Here is a 26,521-nt window from a genome sequence, read left to right as displayed (position 1 = left end):
CCACGGTGGCCGGCACCGACGGCGCACGCCGGAGCCGGCCGCCGCGGCCGCTCCCGGCCGGGTCGCGCGGCTCAGCCGCCCAGCCGCTCCAGTGCGGCCAGCACCGGGGCGGCGCCGTCCTCGGCGCGGATGCGGGTGCCGAGGGTGCGGGCGCGGTCCCGGTACACCGGCTCGCGCGTGGCTCGTACCAGGGCCGAGGACAGGGCGTCCACGGTCAGGCGCCGCAGGGGTACGGCGGCGGGGGCGACGCCCAGGGTGATCAGGCGGGTGGACCAGAAGCCCGCGTCGAACTGGACCGGCACCGGCACGGCCGGCACCCCGGCGCGCAGTCCCGCCGCGGTCGTGCCCGCGCCCGCATGGTGGACCACGGCGGCCAGGCGGGGGAAGAGCAGCGCGTGCGGCACGTCGCCGATGGTCAGCATGTCGTCGCCGTCGGCCGCGAGCCCGCCCCAGCCGCGCTGGATCACCCCGCGCAGCCCCGCCCGCCGCAGCGCCGCGACCACCTGGGCGCTGAGCCGCCCGGCGTCCGGCACGGTGGCACTGCCCAGCCCGACGAAGACCGGCGCAGGGCCCGAGTCCAGGAACTCCCGTAGCTTGCAGGGGAGTTGGTCCTCCGTGTCGTACGGCCACCAGTAGCCGCTCACCGTGAGGCGCGGCCGCCAGTCCCGGGGGCGCGGCACCACCAGAGGACTGAAGCCGTGGTGCACCGGCCAGAGGCGTCGCTCCCGGGCCCGCAGTGCGGCACCGGCCCGCAGCGCCGGCAGCCCGAGCCGCCTGCGCAGCCCGGGTACGGCGTGCCTGAAGATGTGTTCCGTGGCGAGACAGACCCCGTGCCCGGCGACCCGGTTGGCCGTCGGCCCCCAGGAGCCGCCGCCGAGGACAGGCGGCGCGAACTCCCGGGTGCCGCAGAGGGGTTGGAGGTAGACGCCCATGCTCGGCAGTCGCAGGCCCTCAGCGATCGTGTGGCCGAGCGGGGCCAGGGAGGCGGACAGCAGGAGCACCTCGCTGTCCCGGGCCGCCGTGAGCAGGTCCTCGGTCATCCGCCCGACGACCCGACGGGCCAGGTCCGCAAGGCGCAGCAGCTTCGTGGCCTCACTCGCGCTGCGGTGCAGACCCCGGCCGCGCGGTGACTCCAGCTCCGCCCGCGGATCGACGGGCAGCCCGTGGAACCGTATGCCGGAGCCCGTGACCAGAGGCTCGAAGCGTGCGTGGGTGACCAGGGTGACCTCGTGCCCGGCGAGCGCGAGTCGGTGTCCCAGCCCGGTGTAGGGGGCGACATCGCCCCGGGAACCGGCCGTCATGATCGCAATGCGCACGATGACCAAGTATGGCGGCAGCGCGCCCCGCGCGGGCCGAAATGCCCGGCGTGGACGGCCGGTTCACCTCTGCCGCAGCCGTTGACTTCACCCTCGTGCGGCTCTACCGTCGGCGCGCGACACGTTCGATTCACCGATCTATGTCCGGGATATCGAACGCACGCCCTGTCGATCAGCGTGGAATCCGTCCGCACGCGGAGGCGCCGATGTACCCCCCACCCCGTCCGACCGCCGAAGGCTTCGTACGCCGCTGCAGAACCACCGCCGTACGCGCGTTGGTCCTGGCCCTGACCGCGGCCGCCGCTCTGCTCTTCGCCCAGCCGGGCACCGCCCAGGCGGCGACGGTCCGTCAGATCCCCGTGCCCACTGCGCCGATGGGCTGGGCCTCCTGGAACAGCTTCGCCGCGAAGATCGACTACAACGTCATCAAGCAGCAGGTCGACGCGTTCGTCGCGGCAGGCCTTCCCGCCGCCGGCTACAAGTACATCAACATCGACGAGGGCTGGTGGCAGGGCACCCGCGACAGCGCCGGCAACATCACCGTCGACACCGGTGAGTGGCCCGGCGGCATGAGCGCCATCGCCGGCTACATCCACAGCAAGGGCCTGAAGGCCGGCATCTACACCGACGCCGGCAAGAACGGCTGCGGCTACTACTACCCGACCGGCCGCCCCGCCGCCCCGAACACCGGCAGCGAGGGCCACTACGACCAGGACATGCTCCAGTTCTCGAAGTGGGGCTTCGACTTCGTCAAGGTCGACTGGTGCGGCGGCGACGCCGAGGGACTGAACGCGGCGACGACGTACCAGGCGATCAGCTTCGCCGTCACCGACGCCACCGCGGCCACCGGCCGCCCGCTCACCCTCTCCGTGTGCAACTGGGGCAAGCAGAACCCCTGGAACTGGGCGCCCGGCCTCGCCACCATGTGGCGCACCAGCACGGACATCATCTACTACGGCAACGCACCCTCCCAGGCGAACATGCTGTCCAACTTCGACCAGGCCCAGCACCCGGCCGCCCAGCACACCGGCTACTACAACGACCCCGACATGCTGATGACCGGCATGCCGGGCTTCACCGCCGCGCAGAACCGCACCCACATGGCCCTGTGGGCGATCTCCGGCGCCCCGCTGCTGGCCGGCAACGACCTGACGACGATGACGAGCGAGACCGCCGGGATCCTCACGAACCCGGACGTCGTCGCCGTCGACCAGGACCCGCGCGGCCTCCAGGGCGTCAAGGTCGCCGAGGACACCACCGGACTCCAGGTCTACGGCAAGGTCCTGGCCGGCACCGGCAACCGGGCCGTGGTGCTGCTGAACCGCACCTCCACCACGCAGAACATCACCGTCCGCTGGTCCGACCTCGGCCTGACCGGCGCCACGGCGAGCGTGCGGGACCTGTGGGCGCGGGCGAACCTCGGTTCGTACGCCACGAGTTACACCACCAGCGTCCCGGCGGGCGGCTCGGTCATGCTCAAAGTGAGCGGCACCGAGGCGGCGAGCAGCGGCTACACGGCCACCTCCACCGGCACGTTCACCGGGGTGAGCGCCGCGAGCACCGGACTCGACGTCGTCGACATCGCCTACACCAACACCGGCTCCACGCCCGTCACCGGCACGCTCCGGGTCGACGGGCAGACCGCCACCGCGGTCTCCTTCCCGCCGACCGGTGCCGCCCAGGGCACGGTCTCGGTCCAGGTGAACCTCACCAAGGGAGCCGCCAACTCCCTTGCGGTGAGCGGCGGTCCGGCCCTGGGCGCCCTCACCGTCCGCCCCCTTCCGGGCACGAACGGCACGCTGCTGGTGGGCAAGCAGTCCGGGCGCTGCGCGGACATCTACGACAACACGATCACCAACGGCACGCAGGCCGAGCTGTGGGACTGCAACGGCGGCGCCAACCAGGCCTGGACGTACACCTCCCGCAAGGAACTGGTGGTCTACGGCGACAAGTGCCTCGACGCCTACAACCTCGGCACCACCGACGGCACCAAGGTCGTGCTCTGGGACTGCAACGGCCAGGACAACCAGAAGTGGACACTGAGCGCCGACGGCACGCTCACCAACGTCCACGCCGGACTCTGCCTGGACGCCTACAACGCGGCCACGGGCAACGGCACGTCACTGGTCCTGTGGACCTGCAACGGGCAGGACAACCAGAAGTGGTCCCGGACCTGAGCGCCGGGGCCTCCTACGCGGCCGTCGCCTCGGCGGCCGCGACCGTCTGCTCCAGAAGGGTGGCGATGGTCATCGGACCGACGCCACCCGGCACCGGAGTGATCAGCGCGGCCCGCTCCACGGCCGAGTCGAAGTCGACGTCGCCGACGTTGCCCGGGTTGTAGCCCGCGTCGATCACGACGGCACCGGGCTTGATGTCCTGCCCGCGGATCAGCCGGGGCCGGCCGACGGCGGCGACGACGATGTCGGCCTCCCGGACCGCCGCCGACAGGTCCGCGGTGCGCGAGTGGCAGTAGGTCACGGTGGCGTCCCGGGCCAGCAGCAGCATGCCGACCGGCTTGCCGAGGATCGCGCTGCGGCCCACGACCACGGCCCGCTTCCCGGCGGGGTCGACGCCGTACTCGTCCAGCAGCCGCATGATCCCGCCGGGCGTGCAGGACACGAAGCCCGGCAGACCGAAGCTCATCGTGGCGAAGGACGCGAAGGTGACCCCGTCGACGTCCTTCTCCGGCGCGATCGCCTCGAACGCGGCCCGCTCGTCGACGTGGTCGCCGACCGGGTGCTGCAGCAGGATGCCGTGCACCGTCGGATCGGCGGACAACTCCCTCAGCGTGCCCACGAGTTCGGCGGTGGTCGTGGCGGCGGGCAGCGCCACGTGACGGGAGGCGATCCCCGCCGTGCGACAGCGGTTCTGCTTCATCCGGACGTACGTCACCGATGCCGGGTCCTCGCCGACCAGCACGGTCGCGAGACAAGGGGTGACACCGGTCCGCGCGGTGAGCTCGGCGGCCTTCTTCGCGGTCTCCTCGACGATACGGCGGGCGAGGGCGGTGCCGTCCATGAGACGGGCCTGGGTCATGCTGCACACTCCTGAGCGGATCGACTCTCTCGCCCAGGCGCGCGGCATCCACCTCAGGGCCGCTCCCCGGTGGTACTCCACCTCAGCGCCAGTCACGGCCCGCGTACAGGGTAGCCGAGCGCACGTACGACCCCGTCCCGGGCGGGTGGCTCAGCGGTGCCGGGGCCTGCGGGCGCACGGCAGCGGGCGTGGGCGCGCCGCTCGCAGCACCGAGCGCGCCGAGCGCACCGGGTGCGGGCACGCGGCCCCCAGCATCGACCGCACCGACCGCAGCCGCAGCCCGCCCAGGCGCGCGTGGGCAGAGAAGGTCCAGGTCAGCCTGGAGGTGACCTGGACCCTCGCACTTCTCCTTCCGGCGCCTGTCATGCCGGGGTGCGCCTACTCGTCCCAGGCCTGGATGATCAGCTGGTCGGCGATCTTGCCGTCGCGCAGCGTGAGCATCGACTCGGCGAGGACACGGGTGCCGTCGCCGTACTGGCAGGTCTCGGTGAAGGCGACATGATCACCCTGGACGACGCAGTGGCCCAGCTTGTGTGTCATGTCGCGGCTGTAGATGTCGTCCAGCAACTCGGCGATCTGGCCCCGGCCGTGCAGGACCGTGGGGTGGCTTGGCTGGTGGTTGTGGTCGACGATACGGATGTCCGCGTCGTCGGTGTAGAGCGCGAGCAGGGAGTTGCCGGTGTTCCCTTCTATGGCCCGGCGCAGTGTCTCGGTGTCGAAGGCGGAACCTGCCGTGGTGCCCATGGTGACCTCCTTCAGGCGCCCGCGGCCCGCGTGAAGCGGACCGCGTGGGCCTCACCCTTCGAGACTCCTCCGGCCCGGCGGCCACGGCAAGCGCAGCCGATGGGCTCCGCCTCACGAGTGAGCGCGGGCCGCCGCCCGTGTCCGGCCGGGGGCCGGGGCCGTTGCTGAAGGCATGATCTCAACACGACGTATCGTCGCCGCCCTCGGCCTCGCCGCCGGGGTCACGGCCCTCGCCGCCCCGATGGCGAACGCGGCCGACGCGAGCGCAGCGCCCCTCGGGCGGATCAGCCCCATGGGCATGCTCGACTCGCTCACCGTCAGCGACATCCCCGCCGCGCACAAGGCCCAGGTCCCGCGCGTCTCCGAGCAGATGCGCGGGCTGAACCAGGTGAGCAAGCTGAACCAGCTGCACCAGGTCACCGACCTCGCGGCCCCCGTGACGGGCCTGCTGCCGGCCGTCGAGGCCTGACCCGCCCGCAGATCCGCGGACCGTCCCGACAGGGACGCCGCGAGGGCTGTCCCGACCGGGACATGCCGAGGGCCGTCCCGACGGGGACACACCGAGGGCCGTCCCGACGGGGCGGCCCTCACGTCTGCCTGACCCTCCCGAGCGCGGCCTGCACGAGGTGACCTTCCCGGACCGGCCCCCCACCGCTTGCCGTCGTCCCCGGACCCTGCGCCCGGCGGCCCTGCCCGCAGCGCCGCCCAGTCCCGGGGCAGCGCGCACGCCGAGACCGTGCCGTCCGGCAGACAGCCGCGGAGCAGGCGGACGAGCGCCCGGCCCCAGCTCCAGCCAGGTGCGGACCACGGCGCGGTGCAGCACGCCGGCCATGTCCGCGAACCGCGGCGGTGGGCGCCGTACCCGGAGCTCCGGCTCGGCGGTCTCGGCGCCACCGGGCGGGTGCTGCCGTCGCAGACGAGCGGGCGGCACGAGGTGCGCGGGTGGAGGGTGGCGAGTGTCCGGCCGTACGCGCCGAGGACGCCGTCCATGCCGGGACGGCTCGGTGCCGGGTCGGGCGGGCCGCCCAGGAGCCGGGCCAGGGTGCCGACGGCGTGGCAGGCGTCCGCCAGGGACAACACGCCCGCGGCGCACGCGGCGGCGATCCGCCCGGCCCCTGCCCGTAGACCACGTCCGGCACGACACCTGCGGGTGCCGTCGGCCGCGGACATCACACAGACCGGCGGGAGTTGGAGATGCGGGTCGAGGCGTGCGCGCGGATGTCATCCAGCGCCTCGGCGAACACCGGGAGGCAGGAATGCGGTTCGTCCAGTGCGGCCGCCAAGTCCGGCCTGTTCTCGCCGGACGCGGCCCGCGGGAACGGAGGGCGTTCCAGCTGAAGCACGCCAGCCACTTCCTCGACGAGCCGGAGACCTGACGGAGGCCGGCGGCGGCCGGAAAGATCCACGCTCACCGCCGTGGTCCGTCCCGCTACCGAGCGGTCACGCGTAGGGTCGGCAGCGAAGGCAATCGATAGAAAGGGCCAGGCCATGGCGCAGGAAGTCCGCGGCGTGATCGCACCGGGGAAGGACGAGCCCGTACGGGTCGAGACGATCGTGGTGCCGGACCCGGGACCAGGCGAGGCCGTGGTGCGCGTCCAGGCCTGCGGTGTCTGCCACACCGACCTGCACTACAAGCAGGGCGGCATCTCGGACGACTTCCCCTTCCTCCTCGGCCACGAGGCCGCCGGCGTCGTGGAGTCCGTCGGCGAGGGTGTCACCGACGTGGCACCCGGTGACTTCGTCATCCTCAACTGGCGTGCCGTGTGCGGCCAGTGCCGGGCCTGTCTGCGCGGGCGGCCCTGGTACTGCTTCAACACCCACAACGCCAAGCAGAAGATGACCCTCACCGACGGCACGGAGCTGTCCCCGGCGCTCGGCATCGGTGCGTTCGCCGAGAAGACGCTCGTCGCCGCCGGCCAGTGCACCAAGGTCGACCCGGCGGTCTCCCCGGCGGTCGCCGGCCTGCTGGGCTGCGGTGTCATGGCCGGCATCGGCGCGGCCATCAACACCGGAGGCGTCGGCCGGGGCGACTCCGTCGCCGTCATCGGCTGCGGCGGTGTCGGCGACGCGGCCGTGGTCGGGGCGAACCTCGCCGGCGCGGCGAAGATCATCGCCGTCGACATCGACGACCGCAAGCTGGACAAGGCCCGCACCCTGGGCGCCACCCACACCGTCAACTCCAGGGAGGCGGACCCGGTCGAGGCGATCCGCGAGCTGACCGGCGGCTTCGGCGCCGACGTCGTCATCGAGGCCGTAGGCCGCCCGGAGACGTACCGCCAGGCCTTCTACGCCCGCGACCTCGCCGGCACCGTCGTCCTCGTCGGCGTGCCCACCCCCGAGATGAAGCTCGAACTGCCCCTGCTGGACGTCTTCGGCCGCGGCGGCGCCCTGAAGTCCTCCTGGTACGGCGACTGTCTGCCCTCCCGTGACTTCCCCATGCTGATCGACCTGCACCTGCAAGGGCGGCTGCCGCTCGACGCGTTCGTCACCGAGACGATCCAACTGGACGAGGTGGAGAAGGCGTTCGAGCGGATGCACCACGGCGACGTACTGCGCTCGGTGGTGGTGCTGTGATGACCGCCCGCATCGAACGCCTCGTCACCTCCGGCCAGTTCACCCTCGACGGCGGCACCTGGGACGTCGAGAACAACGTCTGGATCGTCGGCGACGACCACGAGGCCGTCGTCATCGACGCCGCCCACGACGCGGAAGCCATCGCCCATGCCGTGGGCGACCGCCGGCTCACCGCGATCGTGTGCACCCACGCCCACAACGACCACATCGACGCGGCCCCCGCCCTTGCCGACCTCACCGGCGCCGTCATCTGGCTGCACCCCGATGACCTGCCGTTGTGGAAGCAGACCCACCCGCACCGCGACCCCGACCGGCCTCTTCTCGACGGCCAGGTCATCGAGGCGGCCGGCGCCGACCTCACCGTGCTCCACACCCCGGGCCACGCCCCCGGCGCGGTCTGCCTCCACGACCCCGGACTCGGTGTCGTCTTCACCGGCGACACCCTCTTCCAGGGCGGCCCCGGCGCCGCCGGACGCTCCTACTCCCACTTCCCGACGATCATCGACTCCATCCGCGACAAGCTCCTCACCCTGCCCCCGCAGACCAAGGTCCTCACCGGGCACGGCGACTCCACGACCATCGGCGCCGAGGCACCCCACCTGGAGGAGTGGATCAAGCGCGGGCACTGAAACCCGGTACGGCCGAAGCCGGTACGCCCGTACGATCACGATCATGACCACGCACCCGAACACGCTGGAGACCCTGCACGGCACCCGCGTCCTGCGCTGCGCACCCGACGGCCCGCTCCTGGACGGCGAGCGCGCGGCACTGGACCTGATCGGCGACGCCTTCGGCCAGGAGGCGGAGCTGGTCGTGGTGCCCGTGGAGCGGATATCGGACGAGTTCTTCCGGCTGCGCTCCGGTGTCGCCGGCGACGTCGTGCAGAAGTTCGTGAACTACCGGCTGCGGCTCGCCGTCCTCGGCGACATCTCGGCCCACGTAGCGGCGAGCGACGCCCTGCGGGACTTCGTGTACGAGTCCAACCAGGGCAGCCAACTCTGGTTCGTCGCAGACGCGGCGGAGCTGGACGAGCGACTCCGCACCTGAATCCGCGGCCAATACCGACAGAAGGTGTCCGGCTTTCCCGTGAGAGTGGGGACGACAGCAGTCGTACCGCAGTCGTACCGCACAGGAGGCCGGACATGTCAGGACCGCTGCAGGGCAAGGTGGCGCTGGTCGCCGGGGCGACCCGGGGGGCCGGACGCGGCATCGCCGTGGAACTCGGCGCGGCCGGCGCCACCGTCTACGTCACCGGCCGCAGCACCCGCGCCCGGCGCTCGGAGTACGACCGCCCCGAGACGATCGAGGACACCGCCGACCTCGTCACCGCGGCGGGCGGACAGGGCATCGCCGTGCCCGTCGACCACCTGGAACACGCGGCCGTACGGGCCCTGGTGGAGCGGATCGCCGACGAGCAGGACCGCCTCGACGTCCTCGTCAACGACATCTGGGGCGGGGAGAAACTCTTCGAGTGGGACACCCCGGTCTGGGAGCACGACCTCGCGGGCGGGCTCCGGCTCCTCCGGCTGGGGGTCGAGACACATGCCGTGACCAGCCACTACGCGCTGCCCCTGCTGCTGCGTCGGCCCGGCGGGCTGGTCGTGGAGGTCACCGACGGCACCGCCGAGTACAACCGCGACACCTACCGCGTGAACCTCTTCTACGACCTCGCCAAGGCCTCCGTGCTGCGCATGGCCTTCGCCCTCGGCCACGAGCTGGGCCCGCGCGGCGCCACCGCCGTCGCGCTCACCCCGGGCTGGCTCCGTTCCGAGCTGATGCTCGACCTGTACGGGGTGCGCGAGGACAACTGGCGTGACGCCCTTGTGAAGGAACCGCACTTCGTCATCTCCGAGACCCCGCGCTTCGCCGGCCGCGCCGTCGCCGCCCTGGCCGCCGATCCCGGCGTGGCCCGCTTCAACGGGCAGTCGCTGTCCAGCGGCGGACTCGCGCGGGAGTACGGCTTCACCGACCTCGACGGCAGCCGTCCCGACGCCTGGCGCTACCTCGTCGAGGTGCACGAAGCGGGCCGGCCTGCGGACGCCACCGGATACCGGTGAGCCGGTCCCGCCGAGAAGGGCGGCCGTGCCGCCGTGGAGGCCGCCGTCGCGCACGCCGGCTTCCGCACGGCCGCCACCTCATCTGAAGGTCACCCCGAGGCTTTCGCCAGCGCCGCCAGCACGCGCTCGGTGTCGGCGCCGGTGGTGCGCCAGTTGCTGAACGCGGCCCGCAGACCGGGCACTTCGCCGTACACGGTCGGCGTCACATACGCCTCCCCGGACGCCTCGACCGCCCGGGCCAGCGCCGCGACCCGCTCCGGCGAGGGGTCCTCGGCGAGGGTGAAGCAGACGACGTTGAGCCGGACCGGTGCCAGCAGCCGCAGCCCCGGCAGCGCCTCGATGCCCGCGCCGAGCCGGCGGGCGAGGGCCACGTTCCGCTCCACGATCTCCCGGTGCCCGGCGCGCCCGTAGGCCACCAGCGAGAACCACGCGGGCAGTGCGCGCAGCCGTCGCGAGTTCTCCGGCGTCAGATGCAGGAAGTCGGGCTCGCCGTCGGGCAGGCCCAGATACGGCGACGCGTTGTGGAACACCTTCACCTGAAGGTCGCGCCGCCGGGTGAACTGTACGGCCGCGTCGTAGGGGACGTTGAGCCACTTGTGCAGGTCCACGCAGACCGAGTCGGCCGCGTCGAGTCCGTCGACCAGGCCGGCGAGGTCGGGGGAGAGCGCGGCGAAGCCGCCGAACGCGGCGTCCACGTGCAGCCAGAAGGCGTACCGCTCCTTCAGCGCCGCGATCGCCCGCAGATCGTCGAAGTCGACGGTGTTCACGGTGCCCGCGTTGGCGACGACGATCGCCGGCCGGCCCTCGCGCTCGGCGAGCGCCGCCTCCAGCGCGGCCACGTCCACCGCCTCCCGGTTGCCGGGCAGCAGCGGCACCGGGCGCAGCCGGTCCCGGCCGATGCCCAGCACCGACATCGCCTTCGTGACGCTGGAGTGCGGGCTGCCGGAGAGCACGTCGACCGGGCCCAGCGCGGCCGCACCCGCCCGGAAGACGTCCACGCCCAGCCGCTCGCCGAGCCACTCCCGGCCGATCGCCAGCCCGACCGTGTTGGAGGCGGTGGCCCCCGTCACGAACGCCCCGCTGTGCTCCTCGCCCAGCCCGAACAGCTCGCGCAGCCAGGCCACGGTCTCCCGCTCCAGTTCCTGGGCCCAGGAACCGCCCGCCCCCGACACGTTCTGGTCCAGCGCGGACGTCAGCCAGTCCCCGGCGACCGACGCGGGCGTCGCACCCCCGGTGACGAACCCGAGATACCGGGGTCCGGCGGACCCGGAGAACCCGGGCGCCCACCGCTCGGTGAAGGACGCGAGCGCCGCGTCCGCGCCGGCGCCGTGCTCCGGCAGCCGAGCGGCGTCGGGTGCCGGCCCGGCGACGGCGACCGGCCGTTCGCCGATCCCGGCCACTTCACGGGCGGCCACGTCGCGGGCGGACTGCAGGATTTCGGGGAGCCGGGAGAGATCGTCGGCGAGGGTGGGATGCATGTGCCGGAGCGTAGATCGTCGGGGGAGCCGGACGCCCGGTCCAATTCGGGGAAAGTGGACCGGGTGCATGGGGCGAAGTTCATCGTTTCGTCACAGCCTGACCGGAACCACAACCCCCAGGCCCCCGCGCAGGTCTAGCAGTCCGACATCCGGGGAAGCGCGTACACAGCACCTGGGGCATGCCCCGGGTGCCATGGGGAGAACAAGGGGAGAAGGGGAGACCTATGGGGGACATACGCAGACGCGGCGTCGTCGCGCTGGGCGTCACGGGACTGGTGGCGCCGCTCACGCTCGCCCTCACCGCGGCGCCGGCCCAGGCGGCGAGCTGTACCACGCAGACGGGGCCGTATCAGAAGCAGGTGGAGAAGTTCCTCGGCCGGCCCGTCGACGGCAGGCAGTCCGCCGCCGACTGCAGGGCCATCCAGGCCTTCCAGAACAAGCACGGCATCACGCCCGCGATCGGCTACGCCGGATCGGTCACCTGGGGCGTGATGGACCTGATGAACAAGCAGAAGGCCGTCGGGAACAACCCGAACAAGGACGGCCGATGCCCTGTGAACAAGGGCCGGATCGCCTGCGTGAACCTCACGCTCCAGCTCAGCTGGATCCAGGACGGCAGGAAGCTCGTCTACGGACCGGTGCCCGTCCGCACCGGCCGCAAGGGCTTTGCCACCCGCACCGGTCTGAAGAAGATCTACTGGCGGGACCTCCACCACGTGTCGACCGTCTATAACGTGCCGATGCCCTACAGCCAGTTCTTCGACGGCGGCCAGGCCTTCCATTCGGTCGGTCTGAGCATGTGGAACCCGCCGGGTTCGCACGGCTGCGTCAACATGACGAGCAAGGACGCCGCGTCGTACTGGTCACTGCTGAGGACGGGCGACGACGTCTTCGTGTACGGCCGCAAGCCGGGCACCTGAGCCGTCGCCGCCCGGGACGTCACGCCTCGGGCGCGTCCCCGAAGTCGGGGATCGCCAGCCGTACCCCGCCCTGCCGGGCCGATTCGTGCGCGATGATCCCCGGCAGGGTGTAGCGGGCGGCCACCCATGCGTTCACCGAGGGCAGGGAACGGGTGTTGACCGCGGTCACGAAGTCGTCCACCAGGAAGTGGTGGCTGCCCTCATGGCCGTTGTGCAGCTCGTCGAACTCCCGCGGCAGCCGGGCCCGGTCGTGCACCGGGGCCGAGCCGGAGGTGAAGGCGGCCCGCAGTTCGGGCGCGACGTGGGCCAGCGAGGGGTCGTCGGGGGACAGCGTGGGCTTGGGCTCCAGCAGCTCGCTGATGTCCTTCACCCCGTTCTTGTCCTGCCACAGCGCCACCGTCGCCAACTGCTCCATGCTGGCCTCGGTGCCGAAGAACCGGAACCGGGACTCGCGAATGTGCGAGGGATAGCCGACCCGCCGGAACTCGTTGGTGCGGAACGATCCGCCGCCCGCCACCTCGAACAGAGCGGTCGCGTTGGACACGTCGTTGTCGAACTGGCTGACCGAACGGTCGAAAACGCCGTCGCCGCGATCGTCCCGCACGCCGATCGCCGACACGCTCACCGCGTGCGTCCGCCAGGCCCCGAGCACCCCGCCCACCGAGTGCGTCGGGTACAGCAGCGGCGGATAGCTGGCGGTCACCTTCCAGTCGTCGCCGCCGCTGTACTTGTAGGCGTCGTAGAAGCCGAGGTCCATGTCGTGGACGTAGTCGCCCTCGGCGTAGAAGAGGCGGCCGAAGGCGCCTTCGGCGATCTGGTTGCGGGCGTGCACGGTTGCCGGGTTGTACTGGCTGGTCTCGCCCATCATGTACGTCAGCCCGGTGGCCCGGACAGCGTCGATGATCGCGGCGATCTCCTCGGTGGTGACGGCCATGGGGACCGCGGAGTACACGTGCTTGCCGGCGCCGAGGCCCTTGAGGACCAGCGGGCCGTGCGTCCAGCGCTGGGTGAAGACCGCGACCGCGTCGACCGCGGCCGACTCCAGCATGGCCTCGTACGACGGGAAGGTGCCGGCGAGATCCTGCGCGGCGGCGAGCCGCTCGGCCCGCTCGGGCAGCAGGTCGGTGACATACACGTCACGGACGCCGGGATGGGCCTGGAACAGTGCGGCGAACTGACCGGAGAACTGTCCGGCGCCGACGATGCCGAGAGAGAAAGTCATGCCCATTACTTTTGTTGCGGAAGAATCTGCCCGTCAAGAGGCGGATGGAAGCTTCTGCGGCATGCTCTGTGCGCAATAGGATGTCCTAGTTACTTGTGAGGAGGAAGAAAATGACGAGCTGGCTGCCGCTGAGCCCGGCGGAGCGCTCCGTGGCGATCGAGGTGCTCGTACATGGTCCGCTGTCGCGCACTGAGCTGGCCCGGCGTCTCGGGCTCTCCCAGGGCAGTCTCACCCGGCTGACCAAGCCGCTGATCGAGTCCGGGCTGCTGGTGGAGTCCCCCGAGACGGGCGCGACCCAGGCGCGTCAGGGTCGTCCTTCGCAGCCGCTCCGGGTGGTGGCCGACGCCCGCTCCTTCCTCGGCTTCAAGGTCACCGGCGACATGGTCTACGGCGTCGTCACCACGCTGCGCAGTGAGGTCACGGCCCGCCTGGACCGGCCGCTGACCACGCACGACCCGGCCGCCGTCGCCGACGTGGTCGCCGCACTGTCCGCCGAGCTCGCCGAGGGGCGCCCCGCCGTGGCCGGTATCGGGATCGGCGTCGGCGGTCTGGTGCGGGAGCGCGCGGTGGTCGAGGAGTCGCCGTTCCTCGGCTGGCAGGGCGTGCCGCTCGCCGCACTGGTCCGGGACCGCACCGGGCTGCCGGTCATCGTGGAGAACGACGTCGCCGCCCTGACCGAGGCCGAGACCTGGTTCGGCGCGGGCCGTGGCCTCGACCGCTTCGCGCTGCTGACCATCGGCGCCGGCATCGGCTACGGACTGGTGCTCGGCGGCCGGCGCGTGCCGTTCGCGGAGGAGGGCCGCGGCCCCGGCCGGCACTGGATCATCGACCCGTACGGCCCGCTCACCCCGGACGGCGTGCGCGGCAGCGCCGTGTCCTTGCTCACCATTCCGAGCATCGAGTACCAGATCCGCGCCGCGACCGGCCGCGACACCTCCTACGCGGAGATCCTCGCCGGTGCCGCCGCGGGCGAGCCCATGGCCGCCCGGGTCGTCGGCGAGGCCGCCCGTGCGCTCGGTGCCCTGGTCGCCCAGATCGCCAACTTCGCCCTGCCGCAGAAGATCCTGCTCGCCGGTGAGGGGGTCGGACTGATGGATGTGGCCGGGGCCGCGGTCCACGAGACCGTCCGCGCCCATCGGCATCCGCTCGCCGATGTCGTGGACCTGGAGACGAAGGTCTCCGACTTCCACGACTGGGCGCGTGGCGCCGCCGTACTGGCGATCCAGGTGCTCGTGCTGGGTGAGGGGAGAGTGTGAACTCCCGTACGCGGATTGACAGATCGACGTGATGAGTAACACGGTCCGAAATGTCCGTATCGGGTGTACTTACTCACAGCGCCTTCACGCCGATCGGCATATGCTTCACAGCATGTCCACCACTGTTGAAGCCGCCCCCGAGCGATCGGCCGCGGAGGTCAACGAGGAGATCAGGGCCCTGTGGCGCCGGTCGGGCGGGACACTGACCACCGAGCAGCGCGCGCAGTACCAGCGCCTCGTGATGGAGTGGGCCGCCGCGGCCCCGCGATCGCAGCGAGCGGCCTGACCGGCCTCGCGCGGACCGCGCCGTAACCTCCAGGGCACCCGTGACCGCACGGGTGCCCTTGCCGTACCGCCGCAACCGCCGTCGCGTCAGCCCCAGGTCGCCGAGTAGTACCGCTGATAGGCCTTGCGGTCCTGCTCGGCCCGGATGTACCGGGTGGCGACGAGCGCGATCAGACTGCCCGCGATGACCAGCAGCCCCGGACCGATGTTCCGGGTGTCCGTCAGCCGGGCCAGCAGCGTTTCGTTCGGGCCGCCGGACACCGGTGCCGCCGAGCCCGGCGAGACCGCGCTCGGCGCGATCGCCGCCTGCGTGGCCGCGGGGGAGGGAGCGGTGCTCTGGGCGGTGCCGCCGGAGTTCTGGGCGTTCCGGGCGTTCTGGGCGGCGGCGCTCTGGGCCGACACGATGAGCTTGACGTTCAGCGCCGTCATGGCCTTCGTGACCGGCTGGAAGAACGTCGTCCCGCCCGCCGTGCAGTCCCCGCTGCCGCCCGAGGTGACACCGAGCGCGATGCCGTCGGAGAACAGCGGGCCGCCGCTGTCGCCCGGCTCGGCACACACATTCGTCTGGATGAGCCCGGTGACCGTGCCCTCGGGGTAGTTGACGGTGGCGTTCAGCGCGGTGACCGTCCCGTCGTGCAGACCGCTGGTGCTGCCGCTGCGGAACACCCGCTGCCCCACCTGCGCATCGGCCGCCCCCGTGATCCGCACCCCGTTGCCGCCGCCGATCGCGACGACGTCCGCGCCGTCACCGGCCGTGCCGGAGGCGTACTTCACGAGCGAGAAGTCGTTGCCGGGGAAGGTGCTGCTCACCGTCTGCCCCAGCTGCTGGTTGCCCTGGCTGTCGGCGAACCAGGTGGATCCGGCCGGACCGCAGTGCCCGGCGGTGAGGATGAAGGCGCTCTGCCCGTCGGTCACGTTGAACCCCGCCGAGCAGCGGCCGCCGGTCGACAGGATCGGCTGGGCGCCGTTCAGCCGTGTGGTGAAGGTGCCCTTCGTACGCTCCATCCGCACGAAGTCGCCTATTTTCGCGGTCAGATGGCTCATCCGGGACCAGTCGTCCCGGGAGACCGTGCTGTCCGCGCTCACCATGACCCGGTTGGTCCGGTAGTCCACCGCCCACGCGGTGCCCGCCACCCGAGGTGCCGAACGCAGCGCGGCCGTGGCCGACTTGAGCTCGTCCATGCTGTGCGCGACGACCTTGGCCACGACCCCCGCGCCGCGCACCGCCCGTGCCGCCGCGTCGTCGGTCACCGCCACCACCGGCCGCCCGTCGGCGCCGATCCAGCTGCCCGCCGTACGTGCCGTGCCGAGCCGCGCCACCAGCGCGGCGCCGGTGTCCCCGGTACCGGTGGGGGCGGCCAGCGCTCTCACGGCGGCCGGAGGTGTCTCGCTCGCCATGGCCGCCTGGGTGACCATCGCGCCCCCCAGAAGGAGTCCGCCGACCGCCGCCAGGCGTGTCACTCGCCGGACGATGCGTCGTCGTGCGTGCCGCATGCATGGCTCCCGAAGCCGAACCCGAACGCGCGCCGCCCGTACCGGCAGCGCGAGACCCCCGGCTCATCGGGGGGCCGCACTCCCATACGGGAGTCACGGCCCTGGCGTTCAGCGGAATCGGCGCCGCCCTGCGGGTGAGGGACGATCCACCGCCACCGCAGCCCCGCCCAGGGCGCACGTCCCGGCAACACACCCGGGCGTAGGGTCGCCCGGCAACCACGCCCGGCTGTACGGCCGCCACCGCGTTCCGGCGCCGGCTCAGCCCTTGCGGGCCACCCCGCCGTACATGGCGACCTCCTCCGGCACGGCCCCGTGCGGGTGCTCCGGGCGCCAGCGCGAGCACGACACCACACCCGGTTCCAGCAGGTCGAGGCCGTCGAAGAACCAGGCCACGGCCTCGGGCGTGCGCTGGGCCAGCTTCGGGGTGCCGTTCTCGTTCCAGAATTTCACCGCCTCGTCCACGTCCGGCATCGACGGGCTGGTGATCGTGTGCGACAGCATCAGATGGCTGCCGACGGCAGCCGGTCGGTCAACTGCCGTACCAGACCGTACGGATCCTCCGCCATCGCCGATGAAGATGACCACGCCGAGCAGGATCAGCGCCACCGGCTCGCTGAAGTCCAGGGTCCAGGAACTGCCGGATGCCCGCCTCGGCGACCAGACGGCGCACGGCACGGCCAGGGAAGAGCCGGTCGGCGCGCGCGTACTCCCCGATGCCCGGGTGCAGTTGGCGCATCCGATCGCCGGCCGCGCGGTCGGCCTCGTAGTTGTCCTTGCCGCCGAGCCAGTAGTTCCAGATCCGGGCGGTGTGCGGCTGACTGGTGCCGATGCGGCTGCGCAGCGACTCGGCCGCGTCGTCGGTGGCTGCCGGGTTGCCGGTCACGTGGGTCAGCTCCTGGATGCCTGAGAAGAGCGGGACGAGAGGCTGGAGAAAGACCGGACGAGCGGCGCGTTCACACCGCTCAAGACGCAATCGGGACGCACGAGTTGATCATTGCCGGGCATCCCCGGTCTTCCGCCGTTCCCTCCCCCCGCCTCGGCCGCCTATCGTGAGCCCATGACCGGCACCCCGCACGAATCCTCTGCCTGTCCGGACCCGCTGCGCGCCCTCGACCTGGAGCGGCTGCGCCGCCGTACGAGCATGAAGTGGCGCACCTATCCCGAGGACGTGCTGCCGCTGTGGGTGGCCGAGATGGACGTCCCCCTCGCCGAACCGGTGGTCCGTGCCGTCACCGACGCGCTCGCCCTCGGCGACACCGGGTACCCCGCCGGCACCGCCTACGCCGAGGCGCTGGCCGCGTTCGCCGCCGACCGCTGGGGCTGGGACGGGATCGCGATCGAGCGCACCGCGATCGTCCCGGACGTGATGCTCGGTGTGGTCGAGATGATCAAACTGGTCACCGGGCCCGGCGATCCGGTGATCGTCAATCCGCCGGTGTACCCGCCGTTCTTCCAGTTCATCGGCCACATGGACCGCAAGGTGGTCGAGGCCCCGCTCGGTGCCGGGCTGCGCCTCGATCCGGCCGCCCTGGAGGACACGTTCCGGGCGGCGACCGCCGCCACCGGCCGCGCCGCCTTCCTGCTGTGCAGCCCGCACAACCCCACCGGCACCGTCCACACCGCGCAGGAGCTGGCCGCCGTCGCAGCCCTCGCCGAGCGGTACGGCGTCCGGGTCGTCGCGGACGAGATCCACGCCCCGCTCGTCGCCCCTGGCGTGCCCTTCGTGCCGTATCTGAGCGTGCCCGGCGCCGAGCGCGGCCTGTCCCTGATGTCCGCCTCCAAGGGCTGGAACCTGGCCGGCCTCAAGGCCGCCCTCGCCCTCGCCGGACCGAAGGCGGCCGCCGACCTCGACCGGATGCCCGAGGAGGTCAGCCACGGCCCCAGCCACCTCGGCGTCATCGCCCACACGGCCGCCCTGCGCGACGGCACCGGCTGGCTGGACGCCCTGCTGACCGGCCTCGACACCAACCGGCGTCTGCTCGCCGCCCTCCTCGCCGAGCACCTGCCCGCGCTCCGCCTCCACCCGGCCGAGGCCACCTATCTGGCCTGGCTCGACTGCCGTGCCCTCGGCCTCGGCGACGATCCCGCGCAGGTCTTCCTGGACCGCGGCCGGGTCGCCGTCAACTCCGGTCTGCCGTTCGGCACTGGCGGCGCGGGGCACGTACGGCTGAACCTGGCGACCTCGCCGGAGATCCTCACCGAGGGCGTCCGGAGGATGGCGGCGGCTCTGTTCCGAGCGGGCTCCTAGACTGCCGGGCATGGACGACACACGGCTGGACCGGCTCGGCTCCGGCAAATATCTGCTGGTGACCAGCTATCGCAAGAACGGCACCCCGGTCGCCACCCCGGTGTGGGTGGTCCGGGACGGGGACACCCTCGGGGTCTGGACGGCCGCCGACAGTTTCAAGGTCAAGCGGATCCGGCGCCGCCCCGACATCCTCGTCGGCCCCTGCGACCTGCGCGGCAACCCCACCGGCGACCAGCTGCCGGCCACCGCCGCGATCGCCGACGCGGCCACCACCGCCCGCTACCGGGGCCTGATCACCCGCAAATACGGCATCCTCGGCCGCCTCACCCTGCTCGGCAGCCGGCTGCGGCGCGGCCTGGACGGCACGGTCGGGATCCGGGTGACCCTCACGGACTGACCGCGGCGAGGGCCACCCGGACAGAGGGGCTGCTACGACGCGTCCAGCACCGACCCGGTCAGCACCAGCCCGCCGTCCTTCGGCTCATCGGTGTTCATGTCGGTCTGCTGGAACCGCACCGCCTCGGCCGGTTCCTTCACCTTGTCCTCGACCGTGGGCACGGTGATGTCCACGCTCGTCTTCCCCGCAGGGACGTCCATCCACAGGTAGATCCCGGCCTTTGACAGCGGACGCTCCGGATCGGGCTTCACCCCGGCGGTCTCCTGAAGCCAGCGCGCCGGGACGTCCTTCGTGGACAGCTCCGGACCGGTGCCGGGCGGCACCGCGGTGAACATCGCGCTCATGTCCACGTCCACCGCCTGCGACAGCGACAGCCGCCACGTCAGGGACTTCCCCTCGGTGACCCGGTCGGCGACCGGTGTGACGGTCATCGTCGGCGCCGGATCGTCGTCGTGGACCGTGATCCCGCCCCGGTAGGAGCCGACGACCGCCCCGTGCACCGCCTTGACCAGGACGTCGTGCGACACGTCGGGGCCGTAGTGCGTGTTGCCCTTCACCTCGACCGGTACGTCGATGTCGTGACCGCCCGGACGCACCGTCACCAGCCGGTCCTTCGCCGTCCCGGTGGCCGGGTCGACCACGTACACCCGGACCTGTCCGCTGCCGTGGCCGGTCACCTGGACCGGAACGCGGTAGGTGCGCACACCCGAGTCGCCCTCGTCGACCGTCATCCGGCCGATGTCCACGCGGGGCAGCGCGGCCGCCCGCACCGCCGGTGTCCCGGGCCGCCAGCCCCACGCGTCCATCAGCCAGGCCTGCCCGGTCGCCGAACGCGACGTCAGTTCAAGGGACTTGACCGAGCCGAGCGCGAACCGCCCGCGCGTCGCCGCGGTCAGCGGCACCCGGAACTCGCGCGCCCAGTACGACGCGGTGCGCCCACTGCCGGGCAGTCCGTCGGCCCGCACCCGGCCCAGCGTCACCTTCCGGCCGGCGGTGTCGGTGAGGGACACATCCAGCTGGGTGCTCCGGGAGTTCGGCGGCACGAACAGCCGCAGCGCCAGCGCCTCGGAGCCCCTCAGCGACACCGGGTGCGAGGTGCTCACCCGGGCAAGGGCACCGGTGCGCGCCCAGCGCAGCACGATCGCGTGCCGGCCCGCCTCCCGGTCGGTCTCCCACTGCGCGAAGTGTGGCGAGGCGCCCGCCGCGCGCCCGTCCAGACACGCCTTGCCCGGGCTGGGGTTCACCGCGTCGCACAGCCGGGCGCCGGTCACCGACACCCCGCCGTCCGGCAGGAACCCGGCACCCCGGCGCGCCCCCACCGCATGGCTCAGGACGCGCGCCGGATCCGCCGATGGCGCCCGTTTCCCGGAACCGTCCAGCAGCGGCCGTACCCGGTCGTCACCGGCCAGGAACAGCCGCGCGGCTGCGGCGATGTACGTCGAGCCGGCCCGGTGCTGCTGGTCGGCGGTGAGCCGGGTCGCCGCGCGCTTGCCGCACACAGGATCCGGGTGCTGCGGGTCGTCGGAGAAGTCGTCCTCCGAGGGCGCCGCGGACCTGCCGGGCGTCCACTCGGAGTTGAAGAAGTTGTGGTCGGCGCCGATGACGTACACGGCGCTGTGCAGCGCGCTGCCGTCGCTGACCGCGCGGGTCCCGTCGACGTACACCTCGCCCTGCAGGTCGGAGACGTCACCGTCGCAGCCTGGCAGGACCGTCACCGACGGCACGTCGGGCACCGGGTTCTGACCGAAGACCGTGGGACCGATCAGCACCATGCCGCGGACGGACCAGCGGACCGGGCCGTGATAGCCGTCCTGGTCGGCCGGCGGCGGGTAGAGGCTGTCCAGGGCCGCCCGGTTGACGCCCTCGCCGCCCCGCGAGTGCCCGACGAGCAGCACCCGGGACAGATCGGCGCGCGGTGACCGGCGTACGACGGCCGGAGCGGTCTCGGGGTGCGCGGCCCAGTCGGCCCACCGGGCCAGGTGCAGCCGCACCAGCGAGGAGCGGGCCTGGGCGCCGCCGTCCTCGGCCGCGAAGTCCTGGCCGTTGATGCCGCCCGCGGAGATCGAGACGGTCACATAGCCCTGGGATGCCAGGAGTTGCTGGTCGCGCAGATAGCCGCGGTGGCTGGGCACCGGCTTCCAGCCGGTCTTGCAGGGCCAGTCGCCGCTGATCTGCTTGCCCTGGTAGCAGGTGTAGTGGCGGCCGTGCAGGAACAGCGCGAGCGGCCGCTCGCCGGACGCGCCCACGGGGGCGACGACCACCCCGCGCATCTCCACCGGCACCGAAAGACCGGGCAGCTTCACCGACTTGAGGCTGTACTCGCCCGTCCTGGTCCGGTACGAGCCGGGCTTGCCCGGGTCGACGGGGTTCGCGGGCAGCGGGGCGGGAGGCTCGGCCGCCGACATGTCCCCGGTCGTCCCGCGCGCGTCCAACCGCCGTCCGCCGGACCAGACTTGCAGTCCGTGCAGATCGCCGGCGCGCTGCCCGTCCAGCGGCAGCCGGAAGCTGTGGCCGTCCCCGCTCGGCTGCGGCACTCCCAACAGGCGCCCGCCCGACCGGAATTCGACCCTGGCATCACCCATCGGCACCGGCCGGTCCGACCGCCACACCAGCTGCGCCTGCGACCGACCGCCGGCGATCCGCCAGCCCGGTGGCAGCGTGCCCTCACTTGATGCCCCTGACTCGGCCGTATGTGCCGGTGGTCGGCCTTGGGCGACTGCCGCCCCTGGGGATGCCCCCGCCACCGCGAGCAACGCGGCGGCGGTCACCCCTATGTGCCGGGCACGGACCACTGTTCCTCCTTCGTACCCCCGACCTCGGGCGTCCCGGCCGTCCCGGGAGCCCCTCGCCCCCGGAGGACGGAACGCGGAGTCTGTGGGTTCCTTGTGAAGGAGAGGCCGTCGATCACGTGATCGAGATCAGGACAACCGGGGTCGGCACGCCCGGAGTTGCTCCGCGGACCGCCCGTCGGCGATCTCGGCCGCCACCAGCCGGCCGATCACGGGCGCGAGCGTCACGGCGGAGTGGGCGACGGCGACGTACACCGAGCCGTCCGAGGTCAGCGGGCCGATGAGCGGGCCGCCCGCGGGCACCGGCCGGTCGGCGACCCGCGAGCCGACGACCTGGCAGGCGCCGGTGCCGGTGAAAGCGGCTCGCAGGAGGGCGAGTGGGTTCGCCGCAGGGTTCGACGAGCCCTGCGCAGCGGCCTTTTCCGGCTCCGGCAGTGTCATCAGCAGCTGTCCCGGCGCCACTTCCCGTACCGCGAAGTCCGGTCCGGCCACGATGCCGTTGACCAGGCCGGGCGGCGCGGTCAGCCGGACGAGACGCGCCGGTGACGCGGTGACCGGGAGGGAGATGCCCAGCGGCGCGCAGAGCGCGTTCACACCCGTACCGGCGGCCAGCACCACCCGGTCCGCCGGATGGAAGCCGTCCTCGGTGGCCACACCGGTCACCCGGCCCCCGGCGACCCGCAGCGCCACCCCGGACGCCCCGAGCAGCACCCGGCCGCCGAGCGCCGGCACCGCCCGGACCAGGGCCTCGGTGACCGCGACCGGATCCACGCCGCCGTCGGAGGGGGTATGGACGGCCGACGGCGGGGGAGTGCGCAGCCGGGGTTCGAGCGCCCTGATCCGCTCCGGACCCACCCGTACGACCGCCCCGTCGGCCGCCTCTTCGGGCCGGCTGTCCCCGGACGGCCATGCCTCTTCGGGCCGGCTGTCCCCGGACAGCCATGCCTCCTCGGGCAGGTCCTCCCCGGGCGGCCACCGCAGCGAGCCCGTCCAGCGCGCCCGGACCCGGGGCAGCTCCGCCTCCAGTCGCCGCCAGTCCGCCAGGACCGACCCGCGCAGGCCGGCCGCGCCACCGGGCCAGTGACCGCCCGCGCCGCCGATCCACGCGAACGAGTCGCCCGTCACCCCCGCGCCGGGCCGCGCCGCTCGCTCCACCAGGGTGACCGGCACCTTCCGGCCCGCCAGGTGATACGCCACCGACGCCCCCAGCATCCCGGCACCCACGACGACGACCCGCATCAAATCCCCTTTCCTCCAGGCCACTTGGGCGGGTGCATCACCCCGTGCGCCGCACCCTTACCACCGTCGCATCCCCGACTGGACCGCGGCCGAAGCGGGAAGGGCCACACCCATGAGCCGAACCCAGCCTCCGCTGCGCACCGCACTCGTCGGAACCGGCCATCGCGCCCGGTTGTTCACCCAGGCCCTCGCCGCCCGCCCCGGCCGCCAGGTGGCCGCCCTGTGCGACCCGAGCCCCACCCGGATGGCCTTCCACAACCGGCTGCTCACCGAGGCGGGCGCAGCGCCGGCCGCCACCTGGGACCCGGACCGCTTCACCGAGATGCTCGCCAAGGAGGACATCGGCGAAGTCGTCGTCACCACCGTCGACTCCGCCCACGACCACTACATCGTGCCCGCCCTGGAGGCCGGCTGCCGCGTGGTCACGGAGAAGCCGATGACCGTCGACGCCGACCGCTGCGCCCGCATCCTGGAGGCCGTCCGTACCACCGGCAACTCCCTCACGGTCGCCTTCAACTACCGTTTCAATCCGGTGCACGAGGAGGTACGGCGCCTGCTCGCCGACGGCGCGGTGGGCGAGGTGCTCTCCGTGCACTTCGAGTGGCTGCTCGACGTCCGCCACGGCGCCGACTACTTCCGCCGCTGGCACCGCGACAAGCGGCACAGCGGCGGCCTCACGGTGCACAAGGCGAGCCACCACTTCGACCTGGTCAACTGGTGGCTCGGCGACGAACCCGCCGAGGTCTTCGGCTACGGCAGGCTCGGCTTCTACGGCGCCGAGGCGGGCGAACGCCACGGCCTGCGCCGGGACTACGTCCGCGCCCATGGCGCGCCCGAGGCCGCGGGCGACCCCTTCGCGCTCGACCTCGCGGCCGACGCCACGCTGCGCGCCCTCTACCTCGACGCCGAGGGGGACGACGGCTATCTGCGCGACCGCAACGTCTTCGACGGCCCCATCGGCATCGAGGACGACATGGCCGTCCTCGTCCGGTACGCGCGCGGGGCCACGATGACCTACCACCTGACCGCCTACTCCCCGTGGGAGGGCTACCGGGTCATGGTCAACGGCAGCGCCGGCCGGCTGGAGCTGGAGGTCGAGGAGAGCCGTTGGCAGTCACCCGCCCCGCAGCGCACCGGCGGCAGCGGCGCGCTGCACGGGGACACGTCGGCCCGGCACGCGGGCGGCGTGCGCCTCACGCTGCGCCCGTTGTGGCGGCCTCCGGCCGACATCCCGCTGCGGACCGCGCACGAGGCACACGGCGGGGGAGACCCGCGGATGCTGGACGCCCTGTTCGGGCCGGTGGACGCGGCCGGCCCCGGTCCGGGGCCTCGTCCCGTCGACGGCGTCGGTCCCGGTCCGGTCGTCGGTACCGGTACGGCGCCGACGGCCACCGAACGCGACGGCGCGCTGGCCCTCGCCGTCGGCCTCGCCGCCAACCGTGCGTTCGAGACCGGACGGCCCGTCGGCGTACGGGAGTTGGTGCCGGGTCTGTGGTCCCGGTGACGCCGTTGCCGGGCGCCCGCCCCGGCCCGCCCGGGTGGGTCAGGTCCAGGCCCGGTACGGCTCGTCGATCAGCTGGAAGACCGGCTCGCCCCGCACCGGGTCCTTGGCGGTGGACAGCCGGACCCGGTCACCGCTGTGGATTCCGATCGGCGGGCCCATGACCCGGCCCCGCAGGACGAACCCCTCGGCCATCTCGATCAGCGACACATTGCGCGCGGCGGGCGTATTGCGGTGCAGCACGGTGGAGTGCCGGACCGTCCCGACGCCCTCACTGCGCTCCGTGCGCAGCTCGCTGCCCTGGCACACCGGACACAGCAGCCGGTGGTACATCGCGGTGCCGCACCAGGTGCAGCGCTGGAAGAGGATGGCGTCCTTGGAGTCCGCGGAGACGGGGTCGAGCAGACCCGTCGCGGCACCGGCTGCCGGATGCGAGGTGTTTGCTGAGTGGTGGTACACGCTGGTCAACTCCCTGCGCTCGGCCGGAATCCCGCGTGTCCGGCGCGCACCGGGCACACGTGTGCCCGGCAGCGGTGCCACCGTGCACGCCGAACAGCCTATGGCACTCAGTGTCACGCGTAAAGACACTCCGTACCCTGAATCTGTGCAGACGAGCCGTGTCAGGCGGGACCGCGTGCCGCCTCCAGCTCCTGTACCACCCGCCACAGCGGGGTGTCCCGGCGGCAGGCCAGCACCACCACGTCGTCCGGCTCCCCCGCCGGTCCGCCGAACGGCCCCGGGCCGACGGGGGCGGGCGCGGCCGCCTCGGCGGGACGTCCGAACGCCTTCTGGACATAAGCCAGCGCGTGGTCCACCGCCGCCCCCGCGTCGCCCTCGCCGTCCGAGCGCAACCAGGACCGCAGGCCGTTGTTGTGCGCGGCGACGACCGCGGCCGCGATCACGTCGGCCCGCAGCGTGCCGTCGGGCCGGCCGGCGAAGCGTCCGCGCAGATACTCGGCGAGCGCGCGCTCGTAGCGCCACACCACCGACAGCTCGTAGGCGCGCAGGCCCGGCACCTGCCTGGTGAGGCGGTAGCGCTGCACGGAGAACGTCGGGTTCTCGGCGTACATCCGCAGCACCAGCCGGGCCGCGTCGCACACCCGCCGCACCGGTTCGTGCTCCGCGCCGCCCGCCGCGAGGAACGCGGTCATGTCGGCCAGACAGCGTTCGTGGTCGGGAAAGACCACGTCCTCCTTGGAGGGGAAGTAGCGGAAGAACGAACGCCGGCCGACTCCGGCCAGGGCCACGATGTCATCGACGGTGGTCTGCTCGTACCCGCGTTCCAGGAAGAGCCGGAAGGCCGCCGCGACCAGGGCCTCCCGCATCGGCGGCTTCGCGGTCGGCACCACGCTGCTGGAGCTCATGAACGGGAACGTAGCACCCGGAGGGGAATCGTGACACTCAGTGCAGGAAGAGTGGGTCAACAGGGGAACTGAGTGCTGTGCGTAGGCCTGCCGAACAGAGGAGCCATCGAATTGATCGGAATCGATCGACACGATGGTGGGCGTAGCAGCGCGTCCTGTTCGCAGGCAAACGCGTCCTCGGCATCGCCCGCGACCACGCCCGCACCGCGCCCCTTCGACCTGCACGTCCTGCTGCACGACCCCTACGTCGACCCCGCCGAGGCCCGCGCCCTCGGCGCGGAATGAGCCGGCCCGGACGAACTGTCCGCGCGCGGTGACGTGGTGACCATCCACGCACCCCAACTCCCCGAGACCCGGTCCATGTTCGACGCCCGGCGCCTGGCCCTGCTCAAGGACGGCGCGACCCTCGTCAGCACCGCCCGCGGCTCCCTGGTGGACTCCGGCGCCCTCACCGCAGACCTGCTCACCGCCCGCCTGAAACGCCGTCCTCGACATCACCGAACGGTCACCGTCCAGCACCATGTTCATCGCCCCGCGCGCCGCCCCCCGAGGCAGGGGCGCCGTGCGACGAGGGGATCACCGAGGCCGCCGCGCGCGTCCC

General features: G+C 72.6%; 25 protein-coding genes, 1 pseudogene and 1 riboswitch. Of the genes and pseudogenes, 14 read left to right on the top strand and 12 right to left on the bottom strand.

Going from position 1 to position 26,521, the window contains the following annotated elements; translation table 11 throughout:
* Positions 1–71: 71 nt before the first annotated feature.
* Positions 72–1,301, bottom strand: a complete 1,230-nt coding sequence (locus O1G22_RS05200; RefSeq protein ID WP_270086335.1) for a glycosyltransferase — start codon at positions 1,299–1,301, stop codon at positions 72–74.
* Positions 1,302–1,522: 221 nt separating this feature from the next.
* Here O1G22_RS05200 and O1G22_RS05195 point away from each other — a divergent pair, with 221 nt between their 5' ends.
* On the top strand, positions 1,523–3,493 hold the full coding sequence (locus O1G22_RS05195) for a ricin-type beta-trefoil lectin domain protein (protein ID WP_270080201.1): 1,971 nt from the start codon (positions 1,523–1,525) through the stop codon (positions 3,491–3,493).
* Positions 3,494–3,506: 13 nt separating this feature from the next.
* Here the strand turns inward: O1G22_RS05195 and O1G22_RS05190 are convergent, their stop codons facing one another.
* Both O1G22_RS05190 and O1G22_RS05185 read right to left on the bottom strand, forming a co-directional pair.
* Entirely contained in the window at positions 3,507–4,352 is an 846-nt protein-coding gene (locus tag O1G22_RS05190; protein ID WP_270080200.1) for a bifunctional 5,10-methylenetetrahydrofolate dehydrogenase/5,10-methenyltetrahydrofolate cyclohydrolase, read from the bottom strand.
* A 24-nt stretch (positions 4,353–4,376) separates the two neighbouring features.
* A riboswitch (ZMP/ZTP riboswitch) is annotated at positions 4,377–4,458 on the bottom strand.
* 272 nt (positions 4,459–4,730) lie between these two features.
* On the bottom strand, positions 4,731–5,096 hold the full coding sequence (locus tag O1G22_RS05185; RefSeq protein WP_270080199.1) for a nuclear transport factor 2 family protein: 366 nt from the start codon (positions 5,094–5,096) through the stop codon (positions 4,731–4,733).
* Positions 5,097–5,268: 172 nt separating this feature from the next.
* On the opposite strand from O1G22_RS05185, the gene O1G22_RS05180 reads away from it, so the two are divergent.
* From O1G22_RS05180 to O1G22_RS05155, 6 genes are all read left to right on the top strand, one after another.
* On the top strand, positions 5,269–5,565 hold the full coding sequence (locus tag O1G22_RS05180; protein ID WP_270080198.1) for a hypothetical protein: 297 nt from the start codon (positions 5,269–5,271) through the stop codon (positions 5,563–5,565).
* A gap of 739 nt (positions 5,566–6,304) precedes the next feature.
* Positions 6,305–6,472, top strand: coding sequence for a hypothetical protein (locus O1G22_RS05175; RefSeq protein WP_270080197.1), 168 nt, complete (start codon positions 6,305–6,307; stop codon positions 6,470–6,472).
* 112 nt (positions 6,473–6,584) lie between these two features.
* Positions 6,585–7,670, top strand: a complete 1,086-nt coding sequence (locus tag O1G22_RS05170; RefSeq protein ID WP_270080196.1) for an S-(hydroxymethyl)mycothiol dehydrogenase — start codon at positions 6,585–6,587, stop codon at positions 7,668–7,670.
* Entirely contained in the window at positions 7,670–8,299 is a 630-nt protein-coding gene (locus O1G22_RS05165; RefSeq protein ID WP_270080195.1) for an MBL fold metallo-hydrolase, read from the top strand. Before O1G22_RS05170 ends, O1G22_RS05165 begins: the two co-directional genes overlap by 1 nt.
* A 43-nt stretch (positions 8,300–8,342) precedes the next feature.
* Positions 8,343–8,717: a DUF4180 domain-containing protein gene (locus tag O1G22_RS05160; protein ID WP_270080194.1), complete on the top strand. Its 375-nt coding sequence runs from the start codon at positions 8,343–8,345 to the stop codon at positions 8,715–8,717.
* 95 nt (positions 8,718–8,812) lie between these two features.
* Positions 8,813–9,727, top strand: coding sequence for an SDR family oxidoreductase (locus O1G22_RS05155; protein WP_270080193.1), 915 nt, complete (start codon positions 8,813–8,815; stop codon positions 9,725–9,727).
* An 89-nt stretch (positions 9,728–9,816) separates the two neighbouring features.
* On the opposite strand, the gene O1G22_RS05150 is transcribed toward O1G22_RS05155, so the two are convergent.
* On the bottom strand, positions 9,817–11,205 hold the full coding sequence (locus tag O1G22_RS05150; RefSeq protein WP_270080192.1) for a pyridoxal phosphate-dependent decarboxylase family protein: 1,389 nt from the start codon (positions 11,203–11,205) through the stop codon (positions 9,817–9,819).
* Positions 11,206–11,429: 224 nt separating this feature from the next.
* On the opposite strand from O1G22_RS05150, the gene O1G22_RS05145 reads away from it, so the two are divergent.
* Positions 11,430–12,125 (top strand): L,D-transpeptidase, encoded by a 696-nt coding sequence (locus tag O1G22_RS05145; protein WP_270080191.1) that lies wholly within the window; start codon positions 11,430–11,432, stop codon positions 12,123–12,125.
* Between the two features lie 19 nt (positions 12,126–12,144).
* On the opposite strand, the gene O1G22_RS05140 is transcribed toward O1G22_RS05145, so the two are convergent.
* The gene (locus O1G22_RS05140; protein ID WP_270080190.1) at positions 12,145–13,347 is read right to left on the bottom strand and encodes a Gfo/Idh/MocA family protein; all 1,203 of its coding nucleotides are present in this window, start codon (positions 13,345–13,347) and stop codon (positions 12,145–12,147) included.
* 110 nt (positions 13,348–13,457) lie between these two features.
* On the opposite strand from O1G22_RS05140, the gene O1G22_RS05135 reads away from it, so the two are divergent.
* Positions 13,458–14,603, top strand: a complete 1,146-nt coding sequence (locus tag O1G22_RS05135; protein WP_270080189.1) for an ROK family transcriptional regulator — start codon at positions 13,458–13,460, stop codon at positions 14,601–14,603.
* 100 nt (positions 14,604–14,703) lie between these two features.
* Positions 14,704–14,889, top strand: coding sequence for a hypothetical protein (locus tag O1G22_RS05130; RefSeq protein ID WP_225097636.1), 186 nt, complete (start codon positions 14,704–14,706; stop codon positions 14,887–14,889).
* Between the two features lie 86 nt (positions 14,890–14,975).
* Here O1G22_RS05130 and O1G22_RS05125 read toward each other — a convergent pair whose 3' ends face one another.
* The 3 genes from O1G22_RS05125 to O1G22_RS44795 form a co-directional block, all read right to left on the bottom strand.
* On the bottom strand, positions 14,976–16,382 hold the full coding sequence (locus O1G22_RS05125; protein WP_270080188.1) for a S1 family peptidase: 1,407 nt from the start codon (positions 16,380–16,382) through the stop codon (positions 14,976–14,978).
* A gap of 258 nt (positions 16,383–16,640) precedes the next feature.
* Entirely contained in the window at positions 16,641–16,967 is a 327-nt protein-coding gene (locus O1G22_RS44800) for an SAM-dependent methyltransferase (RefSeq protein ID WP_270080187.1), read from the bottom strand.
* Positions 16,912–17,265 (bottom strand): SAM-dependent methyltransferase, encoded by a 354-nt coding sequence (locus tag O1G22_RS44795; protein WP_270080186.1) that lies wholly within the window; start codon positions 17,263–17,265, stop codon positions 16,912–16,914. The genes O1G22_RS44800 and O1G22_RS44795 overlap by 56 nt, the downstream gene beginning before the upstream one ends.
* A gap of 174 nt (positions 17,266–17,439) precedes the next feature.
* Here O1G22_RS44795 and O1G22_RS05110 point away from each other — a divergent pair, with 174 nt between their 5' ends.
* Positions 17,440–18,630, top strand: coding sequence for a MalY/PatB family protein (locus tag O1G22_RS05110; protein ID WP_270080185.1), 1,191 nt, complete (start codon positions 17,440–17,442; stop codon positions 18,628–18,630).
* A gap of 10 nt (positions 18,631–18,640) precedes the next feature.
* Entirely contained in the window at positions 18,641–19,027 is a 387-nt protein-coding gene (locus O1G22_RS05105) for a PPOX class F420-dependent oxidoreductase (RefSeq protein ID WP_270080184.1), read from the top strand.
* A gap of 32 nt (positions 19,028–19,059) precedes the next feature.
* Here the strand turns inward: O1G22_RS05105 and O1G22_RS05100 are convergent, their stop codons facing one another.
* Both O1G22_RS05100 and O1G22_RS05095 read right to left on the bottom strand, forming a co-directional pair.
* Positions 19,060–21,819, bottom strand: coding sequence for an alpha/beta hydrolase family protein (locus O1G22_RS05100; protein ID WP_270080183.1), 2,760 nt, complete (start codon positions 21,817–21,819; stop codon positions 19,060–19,062).
* 126 nt (positions 21,820–21,945) lie between these two features.
* Positions 21,946–23,055 (bottom strand): NAD(P)/FAD-dependent oxidoreductase, encoded by a 1,110-nt coding sequence (locus tag O1G22_RS05095; RefSeq protein ID WP_270080182.1) that lies wholly within the window; start codon positions 23,053–23,055, stop codon positions 21,946–21,948.
* 112 nt (positions 23,056–23,167) lie between these two features.
* Between O1G22_RS05095 and O1G22_RS05090 the strand changes: the two genes are divergently transcribed.
* Positions 23,168–24,559, top strand: a complete 1,392-nt coding sequence (locus O1G22_RS05090) for a Gfo/Idh/MocA family protein (protein WP_270080181.1) — start codon at positions 23,168–23,170, stop codon at positions 24,557–24,559.
* A 39-nt stretch (positions 24,560–24,598) separates the two neighbouring features.
* Here the strand turns inward: O1G22_RS05090 and O1G22_RS05085 are convergent, their stop codons facing one another.
* Together O1G22_RS05085 and O1G22_RS05080 are read right to left on the bottom strand one after the other, a co-directional pair.
* A complete protein-coding gene (locus tag O1G22_RS05085; protein WP_225097644.1) occupies positions 24,599–25,015 on the bottom strand; it encodes a Zn-ribbon domain-containing OB-fold protein in 417 nt (138 codons plus the stop codon).
* A gap of 161 nt (positions 25,016–25,176) precedes the next feature.
* Positions 25,177–25,920 carry a TetR family transcriptional regulator gene (locus O1G22_RS05080; protein ID WP_270080180.1) on the bottom strand — a complete coding sequence of 248 codons (744 nt, stop codon included), beginning with the start codon at positions 25,918–25,920 and terminating at the stop codon, positions 25,177–25,179.
* 207 nt (positions 25,921–26,127) lie between these two features.
* Between O1G22_RS05080 and O1G22_RS05075 the strand changes: the two are divergent.
* Positions 26,128–26,422 (top strand): annotated as a pseudogene (locus O1G22_RS05075) (NAD(P)-dependent oxidoreductase); the annotation flags it as partial.
* Positions 26,423–26,521 lie beyond the last annotated feature (99 nt).

Source organism: Streptomyces camelliae, assembly GCF_027625935.1.
Taxonomy (GTDB): Bacteria; Actinomycetota; Actinomycetes; order Streptomycetales; family Streptomycetaceae; genus Streptomyces; species Streptomyces camelliae.
The sequence above is the reverse complement of the archived record's forward strand: the minus strand, read 5'-3'. Positions and strand labels throughout refer to the sequence as shown.

Coding starts and splice junctions, on each gene's coding strand:
- O1G22_RS05130 (WP_225097636.1), top strand. CDS start 14,704: ATGCTTCACAGCATGTCCACCACTGTTGAAGCCGCCCCCGAGCGATCG.
- O1G22_RS05195 (WP_270080201.1), top strand. CDS start 1,523: ATGTACCCCCCACCCCGTCCGACCGCCGAAGGCTTCGTACGCCGCTGC.
- O1G22_RS05080 (WP_270080180.1), bottom strand. CDS start 25,920: ATGAGCTCCAGCAGCGTGGTGCCGACCGCGAAGCCGCCGATGCGGGAG.
- O1G22_RS05185 (WP_270080199.1), bottom strand. CDS start 5,096: ATGGGCACCACGGCAGGTTCCGCCTTCGACACCGAGACACTGCGCCGG.
- O1G22_RS05190 (WP_270080200.1), bottom strand. CDS start 4,352: ATGACCCAGGCCCGTCTCATGGACGGCACCGCCCTCGCCCGCCGTATC.
- O1G22_RS05125 (WP_270080188.1), bottom strand. CDS start 16,382: ATGCGGCACGCACGACGACGCATCGTCCGGCGAGTGACACGCCTGGCG.
- O1G22_RS05135 (WP_270080189.1), top strand. CDS start 13,458: ATGACGAGCTGGCTGCCGCTGAGCCCGGCGGAGCGCTCCGTGGCGATC.
- O1G22_RS05145 (WP_270080191.1), top strand. CDS start 11,430: ATGGGGGACATACGCAGACGCGGCGTCGTCGCGCTGGGCGTCACGGGA.
- O1G22_RS05180 (WP_270080198.1), top strand. CDS start 5,269: ATGATCTCAACACGACGTATCGTCGCCGCCCTCGGCCTCGCCGCCGGG.
- O1G22_RS05165 (WP_270080195.1), top strand. CDS start 7,670: ATGACCGCCCGCATCGAACGCCTCGTCACCTCCGGCCAGTTCACCCTC.
- O1G22_RS05150 (WP_270080192.1), bottom strand. CDS start 11,205: ATGCATCCCACCCTCGCCGACGATCTCTCCCGGCTCCCCGAAATCCTG.
- O1G22_RS05140 (WP_270080190.1), bottom strand. CDS start 13,347: ATGACTTTCTCTCTCGGCATCGTCGGCGCCGGACAGTTCTCCGGTCAG.
- O1G22_RS05170 (WP_270080196.1), top strand. CDS start 6,585: ATGGCGCAGGAAGTCCGCGGCGTGATCGCACCGGGGAAGGACGAGCCC.
- O1G22_RS05105 (WP_270080184.1), top strand. CDS start 18,641: ATGGACGACACACGGCTGGACCGGCTCGGCTCCGGCAAATATCTGCTG.
- O1G22_RS05095 (WP_270080182.1), bottom strand. CDS start 23,055: ATGCGGGTCGTCGTCGTGGGTGCCGGGATGCTGGGGGCGTCGGTGGCG.
- O1G22_RS05090 (WP_270080181.1), top strand. CDS start 23,168: ATGAGCCGAACCCAGCCTCCGCTGCGCACCGCACTCGTCGGAACCGGC.
- O1G22_RS05110 (WP_270080185.1), top strand. CDS start 17,440: ATGACCGGCACCCCGCACGAATCCTCTGCCTGTCCGGACCCGCTGCGC.
- O1G22_RS05160 (WP_270080194.1), top strand. CDS start 8,343: ATGACCACGCACCCGAACACGCTGGAGACCCTGCACGGCACCCGCGTC.
- O1G22_RS05155 (WP_270080193.1), top strand. CDS start 8,813: ATGTCAGGACCGCTGCAGGGCAAGGTGGCGCTGGTCGCCGGGGCGACC.
- O1G22_RS05200 (WP_270086335.1), bottom strand. CDS start 1,301: ATGACGGCCGGTTCCCGGGGCGATGTCGCCCCCTACACCGGGCTGGGA.